This window comes from Myroides albus (assembly GCF_009711045.1).
Classification (GTDB): Bacteria; Bacteroidota; Bacteroidia; order Flavobacteriales; family Flavobacteriaceae; genus Flavobacterium; species Flavobacterium album_A.
Window position 1 is genome coordinate 1 of sequence record NZ_WMJX01000004.1, and the last position, 25,830, is coordinate 25,830.

General features: G+C 33.9%; 20 protein-coding genes and 1 pseudogene. 10 read left to right on the forward strand and 11 right to left on the reverse strand.

The window, feature by feature from the left end; genetic code table 11:
* The 6 genes and pseudogenes from GJV76_RS03055 to GJV76_RS03080 form a co-directional block, all read right to left on the reverse strand.
* Positions 1-306: pseudogene (locus GJV76_RS03055) on the reverse strand (hypothetical protein); the annotation flags it as partial.
* A 126-nt stretch (positions 307-432) separates the two neighbouring features.
* Positions 433-1,236 carry an endonuclease I family protein gene (locus tag GJV76_RS03060; protein ID WP_317162592.1) on the reverse strand — a complete coding sequence of 268 codons (804 nt, stop codon included), beginning with the start codon at positions 1,234-1,236 and terminating at the stop codon, positions 433-435.
* Between the two features lie 116 nt (positions 1,237-1,352).
* On the reverse strand, positions 1,353-2,570 hold the full coding sequence (locus GJV76_RS03065) for an RsmB/NOP family class I SAM-dependent RNA methyltransferase (RefSeq protein ID WP_155091175.1): 1,218 nt from the start codon (positions 2,568-2,570) through the stop codon (positions 1,353-1,355).
* An 85-nt stretch (positions 2,571-2,655) separates the two neighbouring features.
* A complete protein-coding gene (locus GJV76_RS03070; protein WP_155091176.1) occupies positions 2,656-3,087 on the reverse strand; it encodes a hypothetical protein in 432 nt (143 codons plus the stop codon).
* Between the two features lie 3 nt (positions 3,088-3,090).
* Positions 3,091-3,498 (reverse strand): hypothetical protein, encoded by a 408-nt coding sequence (locus tag GJV76_RS03075; protein ID WP_155091177.1) that lies wholly within the window; start codon positions 3,496-3,498, stop codon positions 3,091-3,093.
* Positions 3,499-3,541: 43 nt separating this feature from the next.
* Positions 3,542-4,087, reverse strand: a complete 546-nt coding sequence (locus tag GJV76_RS03080) for an RNA polymerase sigma factor (protein ID WP_155091178.1) — start codon at positions 4,085-4,087, stop codon at positions 3,542-3,544.
* A 91-nt stretch (positions 4,088-4,178) separates the two neighbouring features.
* Here GJV76_RS03080 and GJV76_RS03085 point away from each other — a divergent pair, with 91 nt between their 5' ends.
* Both GJV76_RS03085 and GJV76_RS03090 read left to right on the forward strand, forming a co-directional pair.
* Positions 4,179-4,838 (forward strand): HAD family hydrolase, encoded by a 660-nt coding sequence (locus tag GJV76_RS03085; RefSeq protein ID WP_155091179.1) that lies wholly within the window; start codon positions 4,179-4,181, stop codon positions 4,836-4,838.
* Positions 4,839-5,220: 382 nt separating this feature from the next.
* Positions 5,221-5,736 (forward strand): DUF2892 domain-containing protein, encoded by a 516-nt coding sequence (locus GJV76_RS03090; RefSeq protein ID WP_155091180.1) that lies wholly within the window; start codon positions 5,221-5,223, stop codon positions 5,734-5,736.
* A gap of 53 nt (positions 5,737-5,789) precedes the next feature.
* Here the strand turns inward: GJV76_RS03090 and GJV76_RS03095 are convergent, their stop codons facing one another.
* Positions 5,790-7,382, reverse strand: coding sequence for a peptide chain release factor 3 (locus tag GJV76_RS03095; RefSeq protein ID WP_155091181.1), 1,593 nt, complete (start codon positions 7,380-7,382; stop codon positions 5,790-5,792).
* An 867-nt stretch (positions 7,383-8,249) separates the two neighbouring features.
* Between GJV76_RS03095 and GJV76_RS03100 the strand changes: the two genes are divergently transcribed.
* From GJV76_RS03100 to GJV76_RS03110, 3 genes are all read left to right on the forward strand, one after another.
* A complete protein-coding gene (locus GJV76_RS03100; protein ID WP_155091182.1) occupies positions 8,250-9,119 on the forward strand; it encodes a hypothetical protein in 870 nt (289 codons plus the stop codon).
* On the forward strand, positions 9,106-10,485 hold the full coding sequence (locus GJV76_RS03105; protein ID WP_155091183.1) for a peptidylprolyl isomerase: 1,380 nt from the start codon (positions 9,106-9,108) through the stop codon (positions 10,483-10,485). Before GJV76_RS03100 ends, GJV76_RS03105 begins: the two co-directional genes overlap by 14 nt.
* 543 nt (positions 10,486-11,028) lie before the next feature.
* Positions 11,029-13,791, forward strand: a complete 2,763-nt coding sequence (locus tag GJV76_RS03110; RefSeq protein ID WP_155091184.1) for a bifunctional aconitate hydratase 2/2-methylisocitrate dehydratase — start codon at positions 11,029-11,031, stop codon at positions 13,789-13,791.
* 92 nt (positions 13,792-13,883) lie between these two features.
* Here GJV76_RS03110 and GJV76_RS03115 read toward each other — a convergent pair whose 3' ends face one another.
* Positions 13,884-14,348, reverse strand: a complete 465-nt coding sequence (locus tag GJV76_RS03115; RefSeq protein ID WP_155091185.1) for an OsmC family protein — start codon at positions 14,346-14,348, stop codon at positions 13,884-13,886.
* A 281-nt stretch (positions 14,349-14,629) separates the two neighbouring features.
* Between GJV76_RS03115 and GJV76_RS03120 the strand changes: the two genes are divergently transcribed.
* From GJV76_RS03120 to GJV76_RS03130, 3 genes are all read left to right on the forward strand, one after another.
* A complete protein-coding gene (locus GJV76_RS03120; protein ID WP_155091186.1) occupies positions 14,630-16,891 on the forward strand; it encodes an aconitate hydratase in 2,262 nt (753 codons plus the stop codon).
* An 854-nt stretch (positions 16,892-17,745) separates the two neighbouring features.
* Positions 17,746-19,065, forward strand: coding sequence for a uracil permease (gene uraA / locus GJV76_RS03125; RefSeq protein ID WP_155091187.1), 1,320 nt, complete (start codon positions 17,746-17,748; stop codon positions 19,063-19,065).
* 148 nt (positions 19,066-19,213) lie between these two features.
* Positions 19,214-19,780, forward strand: coding sequence for a TlpA family protein disulfide reductase (locus GJV76_RS03130; protein ID WP_155091188.1), 567 nt, complete (start codon positions 19,214-19,216; stop codon positions 19,778-19,780).
* Positions 19,781-19,993: 213 nt separating this feature from the next.
* Here GJV76_RS03130 and metK read toward each other — a convergent pair whose 3' ends face one another.
* Positions 19,994-21,283, reverse strand: a complete 1,290-nt coding sequence (metK, locus tag GJV76_RS03135; protein WP_155091189.1) for a methionine adenosyltransferase — start codon at positions 21,281-21,283, stop codon at positions 19,994-19,996.
* A gap of 392 nt (positions 21,284-21,675) precedes the next feature.
* On the opposite strand from metK, the gene GJV76_RS03140 reads away from it, so the two are divergent.
* Both GJV76_RS03140 and can read left to right on the forward strand, forming a co-directional pair.
* Positions 21,676-22,317, forward strand: coding sequence for a carbonic anhydrase family protein (locus GJV76_RS03140; protein ID WP_155091190.1), 642 nt, complete (start codon positions 21,676-21,678; stop codon positions 22,315-22,317).
* A 5-nt stretch (positions 22,318-22,322) separates the two neighbouring features.
* Positions 22,323-22,973 (forward strand): carbonate dehydratase, encoded by a 651-nt coding sequence (can, locus tag GJV76_RS03145; protein WP_155091191.1) that lies wholly within the window; start codon positions 22,323-22,325, stop codon positions 22,971-22,973.
* Here can and GJV76_RS03150 read toward each other — a convergent pair.
* Positions 22,970-24,142 (reverse strand): LETM1-related biofilm-associated protein, encoded by a 1,173-nt coding sequence (locus GJV76_RS03150; RefSeq protein WP_155091192.1) that lies wholly within the window; start codon positions 24,140-24,142, stop codon positions 22,970-22,972. The two genes, can and GJV76_RS03150, sit on opposite strands and share 4 nt — an antisense overlap.
* A 58-nt stretch (positions 24,143-24,200) precedes the next feature.
* Positions 24,201-25,565: a 30S ribosomal protein S6--L-glutamate ligase gene (gene rimK, locus GJV76_RS03155; RefSeq protein ID WP_155091193.1), complete on the reverse strand. Its 1,365-nt coding sequence runs from the start codon at positions 25,563-25,565 to the stop codon at positions 24,201-24,203.
* Between the last annotated feature and the right edge of the window lie 265 nt (positions 25,566-25,830).

The following is a 25,830-nucleotide window of genomic DNA, read 5'->3' on the forward strand; positions in this document are numbered from 1 at the left end:
GGCATTTCCGCCATCTTTTCCTTGACCAGTAACAACTTTAGCGTAAGTGGCTAATTTGAATTTGTTCAAAGACTTTAAAAACTCTGTAGGATTGTTAAAGTCAGCAACAGTTTCCGGTTTGTTAATGTCAATACCTGCATCTCCATCTGGTTGCGGTTTTGAAGGTTCTGTAGGCCCTGTAGGGTCAGTTGGTTTTGAAGGTTCTTCAGTATCAGGACGAGTTGGGTCCGTTACAATAGGGTCTTTGCTACAAGAAAAAATGGCCATAGCCATCCCTAAAGCTAAAAAAAATGAAGCTTTTTTCATTTCAAAGGGTGTTTTTCAATTAAATCAGTGAAGTGTTTTGTCCTATTGATATATAAGTAGTGTTTACAATAGGATATTATATAAACAACAATAGCAAGCTTTAATTAAAGCTTGCTATTGTTTATTTTATTTCCAAAGGTTATTAGCTGTTGGTCCTCCCCAAATTAAAGTAGCTAAGTATGGATTATCAATAAAAGGATTTCTATTTCCTTGTCCATATTGATTACTTGCATTTCCAAGGTACTCATTTCTTTGTGTTTCTATTTCCGAAACTGGATCAATAGCGTTCCATTCTAATAATAGGTCAACCATTTTACTGTCAACTTTGTTTTTAGAACCAATTGCTACTCCAGTTGGTAAACATCTAGATTCATAACGTAAGTACATATACATCATCATACGAGCTACATCACCTCTCCATTCATCACCAGGATACCATCCTCCTGATACTTTTCCAGAAAGTCCACTTCCGTTAGCAAATTTTAAATTTCCACGAGTTGAATTCCATCCTGTATCTGATGCTCTTAAGTGGTGAGCATCAGCACCTGGTCCAGAAGTACCTAAGTTAGGTGTACCCAATGATTTAGCATAGGTGTGTTCTCTATTCCACTGATTGGCATTTCCTCCATTAGCATTTACACCTCTTGTATAGGCTTGTTTACCAGAATTTGTGCCTTTGTGACCGTATAATAAGTATACAGTCCTTCCATCAGGTGTTAAATCAGTGTTTTTGATAGCTCCCCAAACACCATCGTAGCTTAATGTCTTCTTGTGGGTAGATTTAACCAAAGTAGTTAAAGCTTGTTTTAAAGCCATTCCTTTAGTTGTTTTAAAGTCTATTGTACTATAATAGCTTTGTAGTTGAGCAGGAACTTTTATATCACCAGGCTCTGTCGGATCAACGGGATCCACTGGATCTACCGGATCCACAGGAGTTGTAGGTTTAGCATCNTAAATGAAGCTTTTTTCATTTCTAAGGGTGTTTTTCAATTAAATTTTATAAGTGAGTTTAAATTTTAGTTATGTTGTTTGTTTTAGTAGGTAGTTTATTGTTTCTTTCTTTCTAATAAAGCCATGTAAAAACCGTCAAATCCCGATTCGTGGGCAAGAATCTTGTGGTCTTCAACGAAAGTAAAGTCTTTACCAGCCTCGCTATTTAAAAAGTGTTCTATTTGTTTTTCGTTTTCTGAAGGTAAAATTGAGCAAGTAGCGTAAACTAATTTTCCTCCAGGTTTTAATATTTTAGAATAATCTTGAAGAACTTGTCGTTGAACTTGTTTGATTTCTTCTATAAACTCTGGTTTAAGCTTCCATTTGCTATCTGGGTTTCTCTTTAGCACACCAAGTCCACTACAAGGAGCGTCAATTAGTACACGATCAGCTTTGTCGTGTAGTTTTTTAATTGTTTTAGTTCCTTCAATGATGCGGTATTCTATATTGAAAGCACCGTTTCTTTTGGCTCTTATTTTAAGTTGTTTTTGCTTGCTTTCATAGATATCCATAGCAATAATTTGCCCTTTGTTTTCCATTAACGAAGCAATGTGTAGTGTTTTTCCACCTGCACCTGCACAAGTGTCTACCACTCTCATTCCAGGTTGTACATCTAATAAAGGAGCAACAAGTTGGGAAGAAGCATCTTGAACTTCAAAAAGTCCTTCTTTAAAGGCATCTGTTAAGAAAACATTTGCGCGTTCTTTTAAAATTAAGGCATCTGGATATTCAGTAGTTTTGATTGTCTCAATGTCTAAATCCATTAAGATACCATAAAGTTTGTCACGTGTAGTTTTTAGGGTATTTACACGTAGAATCACACTAGCTTGTTTGTTTTGTGCCGCAATTTCTTTTGTCCACAATTCTTCACCCAGTTCTTTTATACCTAATTCATCCATCCAATCAGGGATAGATTCTCTGTATTTTCTCGTTTTTGTTAACTCGTCAAATCTTCCTTTGATTCTTCGAACCGGAGTATTTTCAAAGTATTTCCAATCTGGTAAATTATAACCTCTCAGAACAGCCCATACAGCAAATACGCGCCACATATCATCTCTGTTAAATGGCTCTTTTACTTCAGCTATTTCGGCATATAGTCTTTTCCAACGTACTATTTCGTAAATTGTTTCTGCAACGAATTTTCTGTCAGCACTTCCCCAGCGTTTGTCTTTTTTTAAAGCTCTTGCTACCACTTTATCAGCATATTCTCCTTCGTTGAAGATTGCAAGTAGTGAGTCAATAACTGTAAATACAAGGTTTCTATGTAGTCTCATTAATATATAAATAAAATAGCCCACAAATATACATCTTTTGTGAGCTATTAGAACATGACTAATGTTATTTTATCGTTATTAAATATTATTTCTTTTCCTTGTATTTACGAAGTAATTTTCGGTTGAAATCATCTTCGGCTTTTTTAAGTAATAAGATTTTTTTATTTGACAATATTTTTTTTGCTTCCGTTAAGAAGTCTTTTCGCGTACTAAAGTAAGCCTCTTCAAAATCAATGAGTTCCTGTATCTTTTTTGAAGCTTCTTTCTCACTCATGGTTTCAATCTCTGAAATTTCATTGTGTTTTAAGAATTTGACTATTTCATTGTGTCTCAATTCTGACATTTTATGGTCATAAGTATTGTACAAAGGCCAAAATTTTTCAGCTTCAGTTGTGCTTAAATTTAAAACTGAAGTTAGGTGAGCTATTTTTAATGAGCGAATTTGTTCTCCGTGATCTTGTGCTTTGATTGAAAGCATGCAGATAAATAGAAAGAATAGGGTTATGTGTTTTTTCATAAATTAATCATTTAAATAATACTCAATATCAATGTTTGTCAAGACGTAATCATTAATCTCTTTTTGATTGAGTTCAATGGATTGCTCTAATTCTTGGATGTCTTGTTCATCAAATGAATTGATGAAGTCACTTGATAGGGTGAGTGTTGTGTTGTATTCAATGTAGTTGCTTATTGCTTCGTCTTTGAGTGTTTCTTGTTTTTCAGAAGTATAGAAAAATGTCAAACCTATGACTAAAGCAATAGTGGCTGCTATTGAACTGTAATAATAGCGTTTGATTCTCTTTTGGGGTTTAGAAACGCTATTGTTTTTTTGTTCAATATTTTGCATCAATCTACCTTCAAAAGATTCGAAGTAGTTATCTGGCGTTTTAAAAAGCTTTTTATTATTAAAAGAAGTTTTTCTTTCCATGTTTTTAACCTTTCCATATTAGACGAAAAAAAGCGTCTTGGGTTTAATTGTCTTTTAAATATTCTTCTATTTTCTTCGATGCGATGTGGTATGACGCCTTTAGTGCACCGACACTTGTCTGTAATATTTCAGATAGAGAGTCATAGTCAATCTCTTGATAATACCTCATTTTAAATACTAATTGTTGTTTTTCAGGCAGTGTGTTAATAGCTTTTTGCAAGAGAATCTCAGCTTCATCTCTATTGAATAATTCATCTGCGTATAACTGGTCTATGATGAGGTCATTGAGTTCTTCAGTAGAGACGCGTTGCATTCTACTTTTAGACTTGAGAAAGTCTAATGCCTGATTTGTAGCTATTCTGTACAACCAAGAGAATAACTTGCTATCTTGTTTGAAGGAATCTATATTATTGAAAATTTTGATGAAAGTCTCTTGAAGTATATCATCAGTGTCATCATGGTTGAATACAAGTGAGCGTATCTGATGATACAATCTTTCCTTGTACAAATGAACCACCTCGCGAAAAGCTTCGTTTTTTGTAGAAGGATTTTTTAACCGCTCTATTAAAGTTTGTTCGTCAAGATCCAAGGTGATTCTAATTTAAGATTGCGCTAAAAGTAAAATTAGGTAAACTCTCTGAGATTATACTAATAGTATTCTTATTTTTGCTAAAAAAAACATGGTAAAGACAGTGATTTTTGATATGGATGGTGTTATTGTGGATACAGAACCTGTACACAGATACGCTTATCACAGACATTTTGATGAATTGGGGATAGAAGTGAGTGAACATGTTTACAACTCTTTTACGGGACATTCTACTAAAAATACCTATGAGCGCATTAAAGAATTGTATGGTGTTCAAGGTGAGGTTAAGGATTTAGTCTTGCGCAAGCGAAATTTGTTTAATGATTCTTTCGACACGAAAGCAGATTTAGATTTGATTGCTGGAGTTCGCCCTTTGATTGAAGGTCTATATCAAGCAGGAGTTGAGTTAATTGTAGGTTCTTCAGCATCTAAAAGTACCATTGATAGAGTCTTTACTCGTTTTGGATTATATCCTTTTTTTACCCATATAGTTAGTGGAGAAGACTTTCCTAAATCAAAGCCAGATCCCACTATTTTTTTGACTGCAGCTTCATTAGCCAAAAACAGTGATAAGCAAGATTGTCTTATTATAGAGGATAGTACAAATGGTATAAAAGCAGCAAATGCTGCTGGTATTCGCGTTATCGGATATAAAAGTGAAAATTCGAAACAACAAGATTATACGGGAGCTGATTATATCGTAAGGGATTTTCGTGAGATAGATGCTCAGTATATCATTGGACTAAAGTAAGCTTGTATCATTTTGCAATTAGCACTTTTTATTTTTGAACAGATGGATTGGCAAGCTATCATTAAGTAACTATATAGCTATTGTATCAAAGGATAGGATCAAAGGTGCGTTTAGCTGGGAGAGGATTATAATCTTTTAATCTTTGAGTGACTTACATTTAAAGTTAATACAGGTTTCTGATTGTTTTTATGTTGTCAATGTTAAGTTATAATAGATTCATTGTAGAGTTAATTCAAGTGTATCTATGTTATGTTTGATTGAAGTTATAAGGAACATAAAGATTTAAATAACAAGTTGAGCTTAGAAATAAAAGTGATTTGTTTTTTAAGTAGGGGGAATTTTGTAAATTTGCGTTCTTTGATTATAAACACAAAATATATAAATGTTTCACAGGTATATTAAATTAGGTATTGCAGCTGCACTTTTTGCAACAGCAATTTGGCAATTCGTAGAAGGGAATATAGGGAATGGGATTTTTCTATTGTTTTTAATGGGGTTAGTAATCCTATTGTACTTCAAAAACGAGTATATTCTTTTGGCTTTTTTAAAGCTGAGAAAACAAGATTTTGAAGGTGCTCAAAAATGGTTGGATAAGATTAAAAACCCTGAAACAGCTTTAGTGCGCAAGCAGAATGGATACTATAATTACCTAATGGGAATTATGACATCTCAAACTAACTTGAACGCTTCTGAAAAATACATGAAGAAAGCAATCGAATTGGGATTGAATATGGATCAAGATTTGGCCATGGCTAAGTTACAATTAGCTGGAATTGCTATGACTAAGCGCAGAAAAATTGAGGCGACTAAGCTTTTAAGTGAAGCGCAAAAACTTGACAAACAAGGAATGCTAAAAGAACAAGTAAAAATGATGAAAGAACAAATGAAGAGATTCTAATCTCGTTTGTTTACAATATAAAAAAACCTCTCAATTTATTGAGAGGTTTTTTATTATATAATATCTTCAGATGTAAATCTCAGTTTTACTGAAGGGTATTTGCTTTGTGTCATTTGAATAGAGAATTCACTATTAGCTAAAAACACCAATTGTCCAGATTTGTCAAAGGCAAGGAACTTTTGTTTTACACGTTTAAATTCTTTAAACTCATCATTTTTAGGATCATCTGGCTGTACCCAACATGCTTTATAAGCAGGGAAGTTTTCATACGTACATTTAGCTCCATATTCATGCTCTAAACGGTATTGTATTACTTCGTACTGAAGTGCTCCAACAGTACCAATTACCTTACGACCATTCATTTCAAGGGTGAATAACTGTGCTACTCCTTCGTCCATTAACTGATCAATCCCTTTTTCTAATTGCTTAGATTTCATCGGGTCAGCATTGTTAATGTATCTAAAGTGTTCAGGAGAGAAACTTGGAATACCTTTAAATTGCATGATTTCTCCTTCAGTTAATGTGTCTCCGATCTTGAAGTTACCAGTATCGTGAAGTCCTACAATATCACCAGCATAAGAGATATCTACAATTTCTTTTTTCTCTGCAAAGAAAGCATTCGGACTGGCAAACTTCATCTTTTTACCTTGTCTTACATGTAGATAAGGAGTGTTTCTTTCAAAAGTACCAGATACGATTTTAATAAAAGCTAAACGGTCTCTGTGTTTAGGGTCCATATTAGCGTGAATCTTAAATACAAAACCAGAGAAAGCATCCTCTTTAGGATCTACTAGTCTTGTGTCAGATTCTTTGGCTCTTGGAGAAGGAGCGATTTGAATAAAACAGTCTAATAGTTCGCGTACACCAAAATTGTTTAATGCAGAACCAAAGAATACAGGTTGTAGTTCTCCTTTTACATATTGTTCTCTGTCGAATTCCGGATAAATACCTTCAATGATTTCAAGTTCTTCTCTCAGTTTTCCTGCTGCAGTTTGCCCTACTAATTTGTCAAGTTCTCCAGAAGCTAAGTCTGAAACCTTAATGACATCTTCTATGTTTTTGCGGCTGTCATCACTGAATAAGTTGATATTCTTCTCCCAAATATTGTATATTCCTTTAAAGTCATACCCCATACCGATTGGGTAACTTAAAGGTGTAACTTTCAATTGAAGCTTTTGCTCTACTTCATCCATTAAGTCAAAAGCATCGCGACCTTCACGGTCAAGTTTGTTGATGAAAACAATCATAGGAATGTTTCTCATGCGACAAACTTCCACTAATTTTTCAGTTTGTTCCTCAACCCCTTTTGCCACGTCAATTACGACAATCACACTGTCCACTGCCGTTAGTGTACGGAATGTATCTTCAGCGAAATCCTTGTGACCAGGAGTATCAAGAATGTTGATTTTTTTATCTTTATAATTAAATGCAAGAACAGATGTTGCAACAGAAATACCTCTTTGACGTTCAATCTCCATAAAGTCAGAAGTAGCTCCTTTTTTTATTTTATTGTTTTTTACAGCACCAGCTTCTTGGATTGCTCCACCAAATAATAGTAATTTTTCTGTTAAAGTAGTCTTACCAGCATCTGGGTGAGCAATAACACCAAAGGTTCTTCTGCGTTCAATCTCTTTTAAAAAACTCATTATTAAAAATTTTTAGGCTACAAAAGTAGTTATATTTTAAATAATTTGATAGTTTTTATTCCACAGGGCTAAAAGCAGAGATAAGACAAAGGAATATTGGAGTGTCTTTTAATAAGTTGATCAGTGATTGTTTCCCGTTAAAAGCAAATCCATTGTAATACAGATGGTGCTTTCTTGGGGTTTTCTAGGGGGATGCTTGCAGTTTGCTTGGGAAAACACCCCTTGTTCCCAGTAAAAGTGCAAGAATACCCGAAGAAAAGCGCAAGAAACCCCAAGAAAGGCTCCCTCATTTTATATTCTTAATAAACCTATATTGTAGCTTTAAAGAGGGGCAATGATCAAGTACAAGTCAGTATGTCAATTGACTGATACCCCAATAACAAACAAGTTTGTGTTTTTAAATAATCTCCTAAGTAGAAATATACTCAATAAAAAAGCTGCGACTTGGTGTAGTCATTGGTTCAAGGGACAAAAAGAAATTCTAATTAGATACTTTATGTTGTTTTTTGGGTTTTTGGTCAACAACTCAGCAATATTCTTCTTGATTCTGGTTGATTAGGTTTGATAGCTGTTAATTAATCTTGTATTGCGTTTACCAAATTTTTTCACATAGGGTCAGCAGAGCGTTAGAGAATGAAGTTCTTCTTTTATCCACCTGATTAAATTTGTATTGTATAATTTAGTTTTTCAAGTTAATTGCGTTTCTTACGTTGCACTATTTCGCGTAGTGGTGAAAGTGAAAAAAAGGTTTAGAAAGAGAATTTGGTTTATTTTTAAATACTCAAGCCTCTAAAGTATATATAAGTAAAGTATTTCGTTATTTTTGTAAGATTGAATTTTAAAACAATAAAACTATTGTATTTGGAAATGACTAAATTTAAAAAGAAATGCCTGCAGTTGTGCTTTTTATCTCTTTCAGCATTAGTTGCTTATTCATGTGATGGCAAGGATGCAGAAACAAAGAATAATATGGCTGCTCGAGTAAACAATACTTATTTGGCAAAAGATAAATTAGAAGATATTGTTCCCGTAAAGGTAACTGGCAAAGATAGTCTTGCTTTTGTACATCGTTTTATTGATAAATGGGCTACAAAGCAACTGTTAATCGAAGCAGCACAGTTAAATTTACCAGAAGATAAAGTCGTGGAAATCGATCAGTTGGTAGAGAACTTTAAATCTGATTTATCTATAAAGGCTTATTTGGAGCTATTAGTGCAGAATAAGATAGACACCATTATATCAGATAATCAGTTAAAGGAGTATTACGAATCGTATAAGAGTAATTTTTTAGTAGATGATATGTTGGTTCAGTTGGCCTACGTGAATGTATTAAATGACAATACAAACTTTGCAACTATTAAGAGAAAGTTTAATTCTACAAAGTCAAGTGAGATTAATTCATTAGAAAATTTATCTTTGCAGATGAAGTCTTATTTTCTAAATGACGATGTGTGGATTGAAGTAGGTAATATTTACGAAAGATTGCCGTTTATTACATTAGAAAATAGGAGGGATTTTTTACGTTCGAATTACAGTTTTGAATATAGCGCTGAATCAAGTACATATTTTGTACGTGTGAAGTCTGTAATCCCCAAAGGGGGAATCATTCCTTTCGAGTTTATAAAAAAATCATTGAGATCATTAATTATTAATGACCGCAAAGTAGAATTAATGAAACAGATACAAGAAGATATTATAAAAGATGCAAAAAATAATAAGAGGTATGAGATTTTTTAATAAGAAGACATTATTGGCTTTAGCTATGTCATTGTCTTTTGTTGGTATTTCCCAAGGTCAATCAGCCAATACTCAAAAGAGAAAGATTGATGGAGTAGTAGGAGTAGTTGGTAAATATGTGATTTTAGATTCTGAAATTGACAAAACATTATTGGAGTTAAAAGCACAGAATATCCCTGTGGGAAGTTTATCTCGCTGTGAATTATTTGAAAAATTATTAGAGGATAAGTTATATGCTCACCAAGCGTTGCAAGATAGTTTAGATGTTCCAGATGCAGAGGTAACTACTTTTATGTCTGAACAGATTAATGGGATGGTAGAGCAAGTAGGATCGATGGATCGCATCTTGAAGTTTTACAACAAAAAGAATGAAGAAGAATTTCGCGAGTACTTTTTTGAGATTGTAAAGCAGAATAAATTAACTCAGAATATGCAAAAGCACATTGTAGAGAAAGTAACTATCACTCCAGAAGAAGTGCGTCAGTTCTACAAATCTATTCCTGAGGATGAATTGCCAATGATTGGAGATGAAGTGGAGATTGCAGAAATTGTTGTCAGACCAGAGGTTTCAAAAGAGCAAAAACAAAAAGTAATTGACCGTTTAAATGAAATGCGTAGAGATGTTTTAGAGAACGGGGCGAGCTTTTTTAGTAAGGCTGTATTATTTACAGACGATAAGGGGTCCGCAACAAATGGAGGATTTTATTCTATAACAAAGAAGTCGCCATTTGTAAAAGAGTTTAAAGAAGTTGCTTTTAGTTTAGCAGAAGGTGAAATTTCACAACCATTTGAAACTGAGTTCGGATATCATATCATTTATTTAGAGAAAATTAGAGGTCAGAATTTAGATTTGAGACATATTCTCTTGGTACCAAAACCTACAGATGAGGCTTTAGAAGAAGCAAAGAAAAAAATCGAGGGGATTCGCGAGAAAATTGTCAATAAAGAAATTAGTTTTGCCGATGCAGCAGCAGCGTCTTCAGATAATAAAGATACCAAGCAAAACGGCGGTATTATGAGAGATCAGATGACAATGGATCCGCGTTTCGAGTTAAATAATATGGATGATAGAGAATTGTATCAGTTAGTTGCTAATCTTGGAGAAGGAGAAGTATCTCAACCAGCGATTAAGTACGATTTTCACAAACAAGAAAAAACTTACCGCATTGTTACGATAAATAAAAAGTATCCATCACATAAAATGGATTTTGCGGAAGATTATACGAAGATTAGAAACCTTGCATTGAATAAAAAACAAGGAGAAGAACTTCAAAAATGGATATCTAAGAAGCTAAATGATGCTTATATCAATATCCAAGGTGAATTTCGCGATTGTAAATTCCGTAATAATTGGGTCAAAAAATAAGAATTTAATAATCTGAGATAAAGAAAACGACATTTTAGCAATAGGCTGAAATGTCGTTTTTTTATAAAATAAAGGGTAAATTTTACAAAATCCTATTTTAACCATTAAAAAAGAATTAATATCAAATAAAATGGTTTTAATTATTAAAAGTACTGAGTTTTATTCATCAAAATAGAATCTTTATAAATAATAATTTTTGGTTTTGAGGGTTTGATTAAAAATTTTTGAAAATAAAGAAGTTTGATTAAATTTGTGATGACAAAAATAAATACCAGTACAACTCTTTTTTAGATTAAAAGTTAATTGGTCTTGAATCACTTAAAGCAAGAGTGATATGAGTTTCTTAATCGAAACTTATTTTATTTAATACAATGTTATTTAAGTAGAGAAATCACAGTTATGCTAAGTTTTAAAAGTAGTCCGTTTACCTTTTGTTTGAGAAATGAAATTGTCTTGTATGATAACTAATTAGGAATAATGTTTTACGGGTTGATTAACAAGTTGTATTTAATCAGTCAGCCTTAAATTTAATAGAGATTAATTATGAGCCTTTATAAGGATTACATCAACGAGATTGAAGAAAGAAAAAATCAAGGACTTAACCCTAAGCCAATTGACGGTGCTGAACTATTAAGTGAAGTTATAGCACAAGTAAAAGATGCTGAGAACGAATACCATGAGGATTCTCTTAAGCTTTTTATTTATAATGTTTTACCTGGCACTACAAGTGCTGCTGGTGTTAAAGCAAAGTTTTTAAAAGAAATTATCTTAGGTGAGGTTGTAGTAAAAGAAATTACTCCAGCTTTTGCTTTCGAATTATTATCTCATATGAAGGGAGGTCCTTCTATCGAGGTTCTTTTAGATTTAGCATTAGGTAATGATGAAGCTATCGCTTTAGAAGCTGCTAAAGTACTTAAGACACAAGTGTTCTTATACGATGCAGATACATTACGTCTAAAAGAGGCTTTCTTAGCTGGTAATGCTATTGCTAAGGATATCTTAGAGAGCTATGCTAAAGCAGAGTTCTTTACTGAACTTCCTGAAGTGGCTGAGAAAATAGATGTAGTGACTTTCATCGCTGGTGAAGGGGATATCTCTACAGACTTATTATCTCCAGGTAACCAAGCTCACTCTCGTTCTGACCGTGAACTTCATGGACAGTGTATGATCACTCCTCAGGCTCAACAAGAGATTAAAGCGCTACAAGCAGCTCATCCTGGTAAAAGCGTGATGTTAATCGCGGAAAAAGGAACAATGGGAGTGGGGTCTTCTAGAATGTCAGGTGTGAATAACGTAGCATTATGGACAGGTAAACAAGCAAGTCCTTATGTACCTTTCGTTAATATTGCTCCAATTGTAGCAGGTACAAATGGAATTTCTCCTATTTTCTTAACGACTGTGGATGTAACAGGAGGTATCGGAATTGACCTTAAGAACTGGGTAAAGAAAACAGACGCAAATGGAAAAGTTGTCCTTAACGAAAAAGGAGAGCCTATCTTAGAGGAAGTTTACTCTGTAGCAACAGGAACTGTATTGACAATTAATACAAAGACAAAAAAACTTTATAACGGAGAAAAAGAGCTTATCGATATTTCTAAAGCCTTAACTCCACAAAAAATGGAGTTTATCAAAGCAGGTGGTTCTTATGCTATCGTGTTTGGTAAAAAAATTCAAACTTTCGCTGCAAAAGTATTGGGTATAACAGCTCCAACAGTATTTGCTCCTTCAAAAGAAGTTTCTGTGGAAGGACAAGGACTTACAGCTGTAGAGAAAATCTTCAATAGAAATGCAGTAGGAGTAGCTCCAGGAAAAGTATTACACGCTGGATCTGATGTACGTGTAGAAGTTAATATCGTTGGGTCTCAAGATACAACTGGTCTTATGACTGCTCAAGAGTTAGAGGCAATGGCTGCTACAGTTATTTCTCCTATTGTAGATGGAGCTTACCAATCTGGATGTCACACTGCTTCTGTATGGGACAAAAAAGCGCAGGCTAATATCCCTAAATTGATGAAGTTTATGAACGACTTCGGTTTAATTACAGCACGTGACCCTAAAGGTGAATACCATTCTATGACTGACGTTATTCACAAAGTATTGAATGATATTACAATTGACGATTGGGCTATTATTATCGGTGGTGACTCACATACGAGAATGTCTAAGGGAGTTGCTTTCGGTGCGGATTCAGGAACAGTTGCTTTAGCTCTAGCTACAGGTGAGGCTTCAATGCCAATTCCAGAGTCAGTTAAAGTTACTTTCAAAGGAACTATGAAACCACATATGGATTTCCGTGACGTGGTGCATGCTACACAATCTCAAATGTTGAAACAATTCGCAGGAGAGAACGTATTCCAAGGAAGAATTATCGAAGTACATATCGGAACTCTTCTTGCTGACCAAGCCTTTACATTTACAGACTGGACTGCAGAGATGAAAGCTAAAGCATCTATCTGTATTTCTCAAGACGATACTTTAATTGAATCATTAGAAATAGCAAAAAGCCGTATCCAAATCATGATTGAGAAAGGTATGGATAATAAAAATCAAGTGCTTCAAGGCTTGATTGACAAGGCTAATAAGCGTATCGAAGAGATTAGATCAGGTGAAAAACCAGCTTTAACTCCAGATGCTAATGCTAAGTATTATGCTGAGGTAGTGATTGACTTAGATATTATCGAGGAGCCAATGATTGCTGACCCAGATGTAAATAACGAAGATGTTTCTAAACGCTATACACACGATACAATTAGAGAGCTTTCTTACTATGGAGACAACAAAAAAGTTGACTTAGGTTTCGTAGGTTCTTGTATGGTACATAAAGACGACTTGAAGATTGTTTCTCAAATGCTTAAAAACATTGAAAAACAAAGTGGTGAAGTTAAGTTTAATGCTCCATTAGTAGTGGCTGCTCCGACTTACAACATCATCGACGAGTTGAAAGCTGAAGGAGATTGGGAATACTTACAAAAATATTCAGGATTTGAGTTCAGTGACTTGTTGCCAAAAAGCAATGCTCGTACAGAGTATGAAAACATTATGTACTTAGAGCGCCCTGGTTGTAACTTATGTATGGGGAACCAAGAGAAAGCAGCTAAAGGTGATACTGTAATGGCTACATCTACTCGTTTATTCCAAGGACGTGTAGTAGAAGATTCAGAACGCAAAAAAGGAGAATCTTTATTAGCTTCTACACCAGTAGTAGTATTATCTGCTATCTTAGGAAGAATACCAACTATCGAAGAATATAAAGCTTCAGTAGAAGGAATTAACTTAACTAAGTTTAAGCCAATTCCTACTAAGTAATTTAAATAGTATTTATATATACCAAGCGAGGTAGTCCATACAGACTACCTCGCTTTTTTTATGATATACTTGATTATAATATGATGCTTGTTTTAACTGAAACATTGTGCATGATGCTCTATTTCAAAATTGCAAGAATTAGCAATAAAACAAAGTTTATTGGCTTGGGTATGCAGTTGTAGGGCTAATTCTTTTTGCGATTCATCTTTGATGCGTATTATCGGATTTAAAACTACTTTAGTTATACGTCCACTGCCATCATCATTTAGTACCAATGTAGCTTGTGAATTATCTTCGTAAGTAAGCACCTCTATATTGTGTTGTTGGCATACATACAGATAAGACATCATGTGGCAAGAGGTAATGGCACTCAATAGTAAATCTTCTGGATTTAGCAAGTTAGGATCTCCTTTAAAGGCTTTGGCTGCTGAAATAGCTAAAATATCTTTTCCCTCTATTTTGATAGTGTGACTTTTGGCATACACCTTTTTGTTTGACTCTTTTTGCTTGTCGGGCGCTATCCAATTTAAGGCTGCTTTAAAAAGATGTTTGTACATAGTATTGGCTTATCTAAATGTTTTGTTTTGTGTATTTAGATAGTAGTGGAGTTAGAGTAACTCTTACTATCAATGATTTATTCAAATTTAAACAAAATACACATCTATTTTTTTGTTATCATGTCGTCTTTATACTTTGTATTTGGGTATTCCTTGCAAATCTACTTTGTTTAAGTAGAATCATTTTAAATATATTGTTTTAACATTTATATAGAATTTATAAGCCTTAAAATATATTAAATTGGGTGTAAATATAAATTTGTAAATAAAAGTATTTTACTATGGCTTTTGATATAGAAATGATTAAGAAAGTGTATGCAAAGATGCCTGCTCACGTGGAGAAAGCGAGAGAGTTAGTAGGGCGTCCTTTGACACTAACAGAAAAGATTTTGTACACGCACTTATGGGAAGGGAGTCCTTCTCAAGTATTTGAAAGAGGAAAAGACTATGTGGATTTTGCGCCAGATAGAGTAGCTTGTCAAGATGCAACAGCACAAATGGCATTACTACAGTTTATGCATGCTGGAAAAGATAAAGTGGCAGTACCAACTACAGTACACTGTGATCACTTGATTCAAGCAAAAGTTGGAGCTTCTACTGATTTGCAAGTTGCACAGAATCAATCTTCAGAAGTATTTAATTTCTTGTCATCTGTATCTAATAAATATGGTATTGGTTTCTGGAAGCCAGGAGCAGGTATTATTCACCAAATTGTGCTAGAGAACTATGCTTTCCCAGGAGGATTAATGATAGGTACAGATTCACATACAGTTAATGCTGGTGGTCTAGGTATGTTAGCTATCGGTGTAGGTGGAGCTGATGCAGTAGATGTAATGTCTGGTATGGCTTGGGAATTGAAGTTTCCTAAATTAATAGGTGTGAAATTAACTGGAAAGTTAAATGGTTGGACAGCACCTAAAGACGTTATCCTTAAAGTAGCTGACATTCTAACTGTGAAAGGTGGAACTGGAGCTATCGTAGAGTATTTCGGTGAAGGGGCTACTTCTATGTCATGTACTGGTAAAGGTACTATCTGTAATATGGGAGCTGAGATAGGCGCGACTACTTCTACATTTGGATACGATGATTCAATGAGAAGATATTTAGCTGCTACAGGTCGTCAAGATGTAGTCGATGCTGCTGATAAGGTAGCTGAGCACTTAACAGCTGATGCTGATGTGTACGCTAATCCAGAAAAGTATTTTGATCAATTGATTGAGATTAACCTATCAGAATTGGAACCGCATATTAATGGGCCTTTCACTCCTGATAGAGGAACCCCTGTATCGAAAATGAAACAGGAGGCTCAAGCTAATGGATGGCCATTAAAAGTAGAGTGGGGACTAATAGGTTCATGTACAAACTCTTCTTATGAAGATATGTCTAGAGCGGCTTCTATTGTAGAACAAGCAGTAGCTCAAGGAATCACTCCTAAGGCAGAGTTTGGTATTAACCCAGGTTCTGAACAAATACGTTATACGATCGAAAGAGATGGTATCATTGAGACTTTTGAGAAGATGGGGACTAAAGTATTTACAAATGCTTGTGGACCATGTATTGGTCAATGGGATCGTGAAGGAGCAGATAAGCAAGAGAAAAACACGATTGTGCATTCGTTTAACCGTAACTTCTCTAAACGTGCAGATGGTAACCCAAATACGCATGCTTTCGTAACTTCGCCAGAAATGGTAGCTGCATTAGCTATTGCTGGAGATTTAAGTTTTAATCCTATCACAGATACTTTAATAAACGATGAAGGTCAAGAGGTAAAATTACTTCCTCCAACTGGTGACGAATTGCCAACTAAGGGATTTGATGTAGAAGATCCAGGTTATCAAGCACCAGCTGCTGACGGTTCAAATGTCGTAGTGGAAGTAAACCCAGCATCTAATCGCCTTCAGTTGTTAGAACCGTTTACTCCGTGGGATGGAAAGAATATTACTGGAGCTAAATTGCTAATCAAAGCTTTTGGTAAATGTACTACGGATCATATCTCTATGGCAGGTCCTTGGTTGCGTTTCCGTGGCCACTTAGATAATATTTCGGACAATATGTTGATCGGGGCTGAGAATGCTTTTAATCATGAAACAAATAAAGTTAAGAATCAACTCACAGGAGAGTATGGAGCTGTACCTGCTGTGCAGCGAGCTTATAAAGCGGCTGGTATTCCGACAATCGTAGTAGGAGATCAAAACTATGGTGAGGGATCATCACGTGAGCACGCAGCTATGGAGCCTCGTCACTTAGGCGTTAAAGCGGTTTTAGTGAAGTCTTTTGCACGTATTCATGAAACAAACTTAAAGAAACAAGGTATGTTAGCTTTAACGTTTGCTAATGAAGCAGATTATGATAAAATTCAAGAGGATGACATTATCAACTTCTTAGACTTAACTGAGTTCGCCCCAGGTAAGCAATTATCATTAGAGTTTGTACACGCAGATGGTTCTAAAGACGTGATTAAAGCTAATCACACATATAATGCAAGTCAAATAGAATGGTTTAAAGCAGGTTCTGCATTAAACTTAATTGCAGCAGGTAAATAGATATTAATATATCTACTATAATCAGAAAGGGTATCCTATTGGGTACTCTTTTTGTTTTATTAAAATTGATTTATAAAGTCTTTTTTAGCTACTAAAAGACATTCATTAATGGATGATTTTAGTAAGTCATAATCTCCTACTTTCCATTTTTTCTTGAATTTATTGATATTCTTTTTGTGATATTTTTGTGTGACAATATTATTATTCAGGTCTGTTATGGTAGAGGTAATGTTAATAAATAATTCTTTTCCTACTACGATAAAACCATAGTAATTGACCGTAAGTCCATAGTGTAAATCAATTTCTTGAATTTGATTTACATTATATTTATTTCTTTCTTTCTTATATAATCGTAGTCTAATTCTGTTGTTTCTGCTTTGTGTATTACAGGAAGAGCATTGATATTTTTATAAAAATATATTCCTTATTAATAGAATCGTACTTTTTCTTTATCTCATTATTTATAGCTGTATAAATAATAGGTTTGTAAATGCTATCTATTTGTTCTAATCCTTTTTTGAACTTTGTTTGAGATGTAAGAGCCATATCTAACAAACCTTGTGCTCCACTTTTTAGAACATGGACTTTTGGTTTATATATTGTAACAGCTATTTTTTTATTGTCTTTAAATACTTCTTTATTTAAAACTATCTGCCTTGAACTACAAGAACAAAATAAAACGATAATTGTAAGTAGATAGAATGTTTTGAAAGGTCTCAGAGTATTAGTTTATTTTCAAATTTTTGATAAAATTGTTATTTATTACTGTGATAGTACTGATATTATTATAGTATTTTTTGTACGACACTGTATTTTATAGTTATTTTGCGGTTATAAATACACAATAACACAACATGAGTGAATTAGACGATAAGAAGATTGTTTTGGCAATTGATCAGAAACCAAAGTTAGGACAGTGGATCCTATTGAGTATTCAGCATTTATTTGCCATGTTTGGCGCTACTGTTTTGGTGCCGACTTTGACAGGAATGAATCCCGCAATAGCCCTTATATCAAGTGGGATAGGTACATTAGCTTTTATTGTTATAACAAAAGGGAGAGTGCCTTCTTATTTGGGGAGTTCTTTTGCTTTTATTAACCCGATTATAGCTCTTAAATTATTAGAGGCAGATCCTGCATCAGGTATGCCTGTGGGAAGTTTTTTGGTTGGGAGTTTTTTAGTGGGGGTAGTTTACTCTTTAGTGGCATTGTTAATTTCAAAAGCAGGTACAGGTTGGTTGATGAAATTGTTGCCACCTATTGTAGTAGGCCCGGTAATTATGGTAATCGGGTTGGGATTAGCCAATACAGCGGTAGGTATGGTGACGAACAATCCAAGTGGAGAGTATGATTTAACTTATGTTCTCATAGGATTAGTGACACTTGCGATTACTATTATTACTGCGATTTTTACGAGAGGGTTCTTAAGTGTTATACCTGTTTTGGTTGGTATTATTGGAGGATATTCATTTGCAGCAATTATGGGGGTGGTCGATTTTACCAAAGTAATAGAGGCTCATTGGATAGAAGTACCAGAGTTTATGCTTCCATTTGTTGATTATACTCCTTCTATATCTTGGTATGTTATTTTGTTAATGTTGCCAGTGGCTATTGTGCCGATTGCTGAACATATTGGACATCAGTTAGTATTGAGTAAAGTGATAGGTAAAGATTTAATAAAGGATCCTGGACTACATAAGAGTATGTTAGGGGATGGAGTAGCCACTATGTTGGCTTCATTGATAGGAGGACCACCAAATACTACTTATGGAGAGAATATAGGTGTGCTTGCTATAACACGTGCATTTAGTATCTATGTGTTTATAGGTGCTGCATGTTTTGCAATTATTTTTGGATTCTGTGGAAAGGTAGCGGCTTTGTTAAGTACTATACCAGCTCCAGTAATGGGTGGAGTATCTATTTTGTTATTTGGAATTATTGCATCAAGCGGATTGCGTATGTTAGTTGAAAACAATGTAGATTTTAAGATAAAGCGAAATCTAATTATTTCTTCTGTTATTTTGATTATTGGAATTGGAGGCGCAGCAATTCACATCGGAGAAGCGTTCTCATTAGAGGGGATGGCACTTGCCTCAATCATTGGTATTGTTTTAAACCTTGTTTTACCTGGAAAAAAGAATGTGAAATTCGAGGATATGTTTAAAGATGAATAGGTTTTACATATCTATTAAATAATAATCAGGCATTATTTTATATAAATAAATAATTATGTTAAAATAAATAGAAAAACAGTGTTTGCTTAAGTTTATAGATGATTTTATTTGAATTATTGATTATATTTGGTTTTGACAAGATGAGAAAATGAAAGAAAAGAAAAGTAAACTTCGACTATTATCAAATATCCTTTTTTTTGGAATATTAATTGTTATCCTTTTTACGCCTTTGGGAACAAGTGTTAAAGTGTGGGTTAATCAATTAGTCGCCATGAGTCCATCATTGGAAAATGAAAGTGATTTTGAGAAAGTAGTTTACAATGGTTGGGAGGTCTTAGATAGTCAAGGAAATAAGGTCGACTTTTCTGATTTGGATGGCAAAGTTGTAATTGTTAATTTTTGGGCAACATGGTGTCCTCCTTGTATAGCAGAAAAACCAAGTTTTCAAGAATTGTATGATGACTATAAAGATAAAGTAGTCTTTATGTTTATCACAAATGAAGATAAAGATAAGGTTAAGGTTTTTCAGGATAAGTACAATTATTCATTGCCTGTATTCTATGAAGTAGCTAATACGCCAGTAATGCTTTTTTCAAAGTCTATTCCTGCGACTTATGTCATAGATAAAAAGGGTAATATTGTTGTAAGAAAGTTTAGGGCAGCAGATTGGAACAGTTCTAAGTTTAGAGTTGAGTTAGACTCTTTGTTGAAGTAATTAAGCTTTTGCACTATAAATAAAGCCTTGTAAGTAATGCTACTTACAAGGCTTTTTTATTAGATTGTTCTTTGTGTGTTAGTCTTTTTTTAATCGATGAATAAGATAATCATGGACTTTTACCCCATGAGCAAAGTGACCATTATATGTAATAGATATAAAAAAAGGGAACTGCATTAGCAGCTCCCTTTATACTGATGTATGTAATTCAATTTATATATTGAATGCTTTTTTGATATCCTCAACTCTATCTAATTTTTCCCAAGTGAATAGTTCAACTTGAATCTCTTTTACATCTCCACCTGGTCGAGTGAAAGTTTTAGTAACGACTTGTGGTTTTCTTCCCATATGTCCATAAGCAGCCGTTTCACTGTAAATAGGGTTTCTCAGTTTTAAGCTTGTTTCGATAAAGTATGGTCTTAGGTCAAATAGTTCACTTACTTTCTTGGCAATTTCACCGTCGGTTAAGTTAACTTTAGAAGTACCATAAGTATTTACATAAACTCCAGTAGGCTTAGCTACACCGATGGCATAAGAAACTTGAACAAGTACTTCATCGGCAACACCTGCAGCAACTAAGTTTTTAGCTATATGACGTGTTGCGTATGCGGCACTTCTATCTACTTTACTTGGATCTTTTCCTGAGAATGCTCCACCACCGTGAGCTCCTTTACCGCCATAAGTATCAACGATAATTTTTCTTCCAGTTAATCCAGTATCCCCGTGAGGTCCTCCAATAACAAAAACACCTGTAGGATTGATTAGGTATTCAATGTCGGCGTTTTCAAATAAGTATTGATATTGTGGATACTTTGCAAGTACTCTTGGAATAAGAATATCAATGATATCCTTTTCTATAATAGATTGCATTTGTTTTTCAGCGTCAGCTTTTGCAGCAGCAGACTTATCTACTGGTTTGATAAAGTCATCATGCTGAGTAGAAAGTACAATAGTGACAATGCGAACTGGTTTGTTATTATTGTCATATTCTAAAGTCACTTGACTTTTTGCATCAGGTCTAAGATAAGTGATTTGCTTTTGCTCTCTTCTTAAACCTGCTAATTCTTGTAATAATTTGTGTGATAAGTCTAATGCAAGAGGCATATAATCTTCTGTCTCTATTGTTGCATAACCAAACATCATCCCTTGGTCCCCAGCTCCTTGATCTTCTTTTGATGCACGGTCAACTCCTTGATTAATATCTGCTGATTGTTCGTGTATTGCAGATAATATTCCACACGAGTTTGCCTCAAACATATATTCACTTTTGGTGTATCCAATACGTTGGATTACATCTCTTGCAATTTGTTGAACGTCAAGATAAGTTTTAGACTTAACTTCTCCTGCTAAAACAACTTGACCAGTAGTAACTAATGTTTCACAAGCTACTTTTGATTCAGAGTCAAAAGCTAAGAAATTGTCAATTAGAGCATCAGAAATTTGATCTGCAATTTTATCAGGATGTCCTTCACTTACAGATTCGGATGTAAAGTAATAAGCCATAGTAATTATTATTTTTAAAGTTGTAAAAAATAGAGGAAATGGCTAAAGGGGAGATAAATACACTTCTGCTTTAGCATTTTTTACCGAGGTTGCAATCAGTTCAAATTTTTCCTCCTGTTTATTGTGATGCAAATGTATTAACTATTTTAGTATCAATGCAATTTTTTTTACAATTTATATTATTGTTAACTATTGTTGATTTTCTTACTTCTATTTCGCAAAGCAATTTAATATTAAAAGTAAATAGAAAAGATGGTTTGAATATGTGAAGTAAAAATATTGATATATTGCATAATCGGTAAAAATTACAAACTAAAATACGAATAATATATTTTAGGGTGTATTTTTCCCTACATTTGCTATCAAATTATAGAATTGAAAACAATTAAGTAATGAGATTACACAATATAGAGGATCAAAAGTCTTTAACACCAGAGTTAGCATTGTCATTTCTAAAAGAAGGAAATAAACGTTTTGTTGCTAATTTAAAGGCTCATAGTAACTTATTAGAGCAAGTTAACGACACACAAGCTAATCAGTTTCCTTTTGCTATTATTTTAAGCTGTATAGACAGCAGAACTTCGGCAGAATTGATATTTGATCAAGGATTAGGTGATATATTTAGTACTCGTATTGCAGGAAATGTATTGAACAACGATATAATCGGTTCAATGGAGTTTGCTTGTAAGCTTGCAGGTTCTAAGTTAATTGTTGTATTAGGACATTCTCATTGTGGGGCAATTACTGGTGCTTGTCACGGAACAGAATTGGGGCATTTAACTGATTTGTTAGCGAAGGTTAAACCTTCTATTGAGTATGTGAAACAAAACAATAAAGATTTAGATATTCATTCTAAGGAAGCTGTGGATAAAGTAGCTTTTCATAATGTTGAGTATACCATCGATCACATTCTCAATAAAAGTACCGTTTTAAAACAAATGTATGAACAAGGCGAGATAGGTATTGTAGGTGCGTTTTATAAGGTGGAAACTGGAGAAGTAGATTTTGTAAAGGAAATGTTTGTAAAAAAATAGTTGTTTTGAAACACAATGATTTTTATTTAAAAATACTTGAGAATAATAAAGCTTGGGTTGAGGAGAAGTTAGCTATCAACCCAAATTATTTCAAGCGTTTGTCTGAAAGACAAACACCACCTGTATTGTGGATTGGCTGTTCGGATAGCCGTGTTCCTGCAAATGAAATTATTGGTGCAGAACCTGGGGATGTGTTTGTCCATAGAAATATTGCCAATATGGTCATTCATTCAGACATGAATATGTTGAGTGTTTTAGATTATGCTGTGAATATTCTCAAAGTGACTAATATTATAGTATGTGGACATTACGGATGTGGAGGTGTTTTAGCAGCAATGAAGAATGAATCTTATGGTTTGATAGATAACTGGATTCGCCATATAAAAACTGTTTACAGACTACACAATGTGGAACTTGATCAGATAGATGATGAAGTTGTACGATTTAATCGCTTTGTAGAATTGAATGTTCAGGAACAAGTTTATGACTTGGCAAAGACGTCAATTGTACAAGGTGCATGGGCAAGACAACAGGATCTAAGTATACACGGATGGGTTTATGGACTCAATTCTGGATATGTGACAGATTTAGAGGTTAATGTTACCAATAATCAAGACCTTGATGAGGTTTATCAATTGCGTTTTAAAAAGATTTAATCCTCCTCTAAATTTTCATTGAATGAACTCGGTAGGAGAGAGGGAATAAAATTAAGGATAATAGGCAAAATGATTGTACCTCCTGGTAATAAAAAGATAGCTAAAGAAGGTATGGTTTTAATAACTTCGATGGTCTGCTTTTTTACAACTTTTTTCTCCTGCGAATTTAAATCGCGATAGGTCGAATCCATAAGCAATTTCATCAATTGCTTATTTTTTTGAATTTCTTTTACTAAACGCGTTTTGTTTCTACTCAAAAGGAGCTCGATATTATTGCTTGAGTTAGTGATTATATTGTTGAATAAAGTTGTGGACTTATAAAAGTGGTATTCGCTATTGTGTTTCACAACAAATTCTTCAAACATGTGCTTGCTTAACGAGTAGATATGTTGATTGATATCTAATAGACTAAAAGGTATCTGTTCTAATTTTGGTAGTTCTACCTTCTTAGTTGTATTATTCCATGAATTACAGATTATAAAATCCGCAAGGCAATTCGCTTCTAAAATGCTTGTAGTTTTTTGAAATTTAAAATCTTCTAAGGAATCAATGGATCTTGATAGTAATGCAATAAGACTTTGGTCTTGCTCGTTTTTAATTTCTTTATTTTGTTTGAATTGCAGTAAAAGAGCAATCAGTGTACCAATAAAGTTTTGACTAAATGCTTTAGGTGTTACTTGATCAGGGTTGTTTAAAAAGTGTTCGAAGCTAATTACATCAGAACAAAGAATTATCTTATTGAGTATAAAATCATTTGATTTTGAGTTAGAAAAGAAATGTTCTTTCCATCTCATTGTAAAGATATTTTCAAGTTTAGCATAAGCATTTTTATCTTGAAAGAAAGAAGATAAGTAATTGTTTTTGTGGGGTATTAACAAGGTGTAAAACTCGATGACTTTTTCTATAAAGGCATTTGGATCGGCAGAATTGCTATTGATCTGGTAAACTTTGTAAAATAACTGTAGAACTGTGATTTTTGATAGTTCTTCTTGTGTATACTTAAACTCCTTGAATATAGAAGGTAGGGCGTTAATATCGATTATTCCGAAACTAAAACCAATAGCTCTTATTTCTTCAACTAATAGATCAATATTAGTAGCACTAAATATGTTGTACTTGTCTATTTCTGCTATGTATTTATTAATCCAACCGTTTGTACTTGGGTTCATATCTATACAATTTTAAACAAGTAGTGATAGCTAAATTAACTATCACTACCTTTTTAATTTACCATTTTACTTGTTTCTCTATTGCTTTAATCATTTCTGAGGCAATATCTTTATTAGTAGCGCCTTCTATACCTTCTAATCCTGGTGAGGAGTTAACTTCAAGTAATAAAGGACCTTTTGCTGATCTAATAATATCTACTCCAGCAACTTTAAGGTTCATTGCCTTAGCTGCTTTGATGGCGATTCTTTTCTCCTCTGGTGTAACTTTAATTATCGATGCGGTACCTCCTAAGTGGATATTGGCTCTAAATTCTCCAGGCACTGCTTCTCGTTGTATTGCAGCTACTACTTTACCATCAACAACAAAGCATCTGATGTCTTTACCATTGGCCTCCTTTATAAATTCTTGAACAAGAATATTGGCATTTAAACTTTTAAAAGCATTAATAACACTTTCTGCGGCTTTCTTTGTTTCTGCGAGTACAACACCTTTACCTTGTGTACCTTCCAGTAATTTAACTATTAAAGGACTTCCCCCAACCATTTTGATTAGATCATTAGTATCTAAAGGAGAATTGGCAAACCCTGTAGTGGGAATGTCAATACCGTTATTTAGGAGCAACTGTAGTGAAAAAAGTTTATCTCTTGATTGTGCAATTGCAGCAGCACTATTCAAACTGTATACTTTTAGGGACTCGAAATGTCTAGTTAAGGCACATCCGTAGTATGTCATACTTGGGCGAATTCTTGGAATCACAGCATCAAAGTCATTAAGTACTCGACCTCCACGATAGTGAATTTCTGGCTGATTCGCATCTAATTTCATATAACAGTACTTTAAATTAAGAAAGTGCATTTCATGACCTCTTAATTCCCCTGCTTCAATAATTCTCTTATTGCTGTATAATTCAGGATTACTTGCTAACAGTCCTATTCTAAGTCCTTTTCTATCAACTTTATTTTTACTGTAGTATTCATCGAGTTTTTCAGAAGTTGGTTGACCTAATAAGAAGTGTTTTTCAGGATCAACTAATATTTTACCACTCATCGCTTCTCTTCCAAGAAGCATGCGGTATCCCATCGAATCTCTATTTGTTAGTGTAAGTTCTATTTCCCAAGGAGTTTCATTTAACACGATGTCAGTGCGAATAACATAGCGCGATTCTCTTGATCCACTAGAGCTTTTTACAATTCTTTTATCAATTACTTTAGCTTCACAACTAATGATTGTTTTCCCATTGTTTTGAAGAGGATTGATGTCGAATTTTACCCATTTATCTCCATCCTTTTCAAATGGAATAATATTAACTGCGTGTAATGCAGAAGTTTTCGCTCCAGAATCAACTCGAGCTTTAATTGCAGGAATTTTAAAAGTAGGAAAAGAGCACCACTCTTCACTACCAACAATAACTTTATCTAACATATAATGATATTATGTTGCGAATGTAGTACAATAAATATAATGCTTTTATATCTGTATGTAAAAAAATAGTAAAATTTAACTCTTTAATATATTGTGTTTTACGATTTAGTCTTTTCAATAGATAGGTAATCATTTGTGGAAGTGGATTTACTTAAGTGTTTTTTATATTGAAATAGCGAAAGGAATTGTGTTTAGATTACTATTTCTAATTGCTAAATAGACCAAAAGTTGATGAAAGTAGGAATCCTTAGATAGTTATATAAAA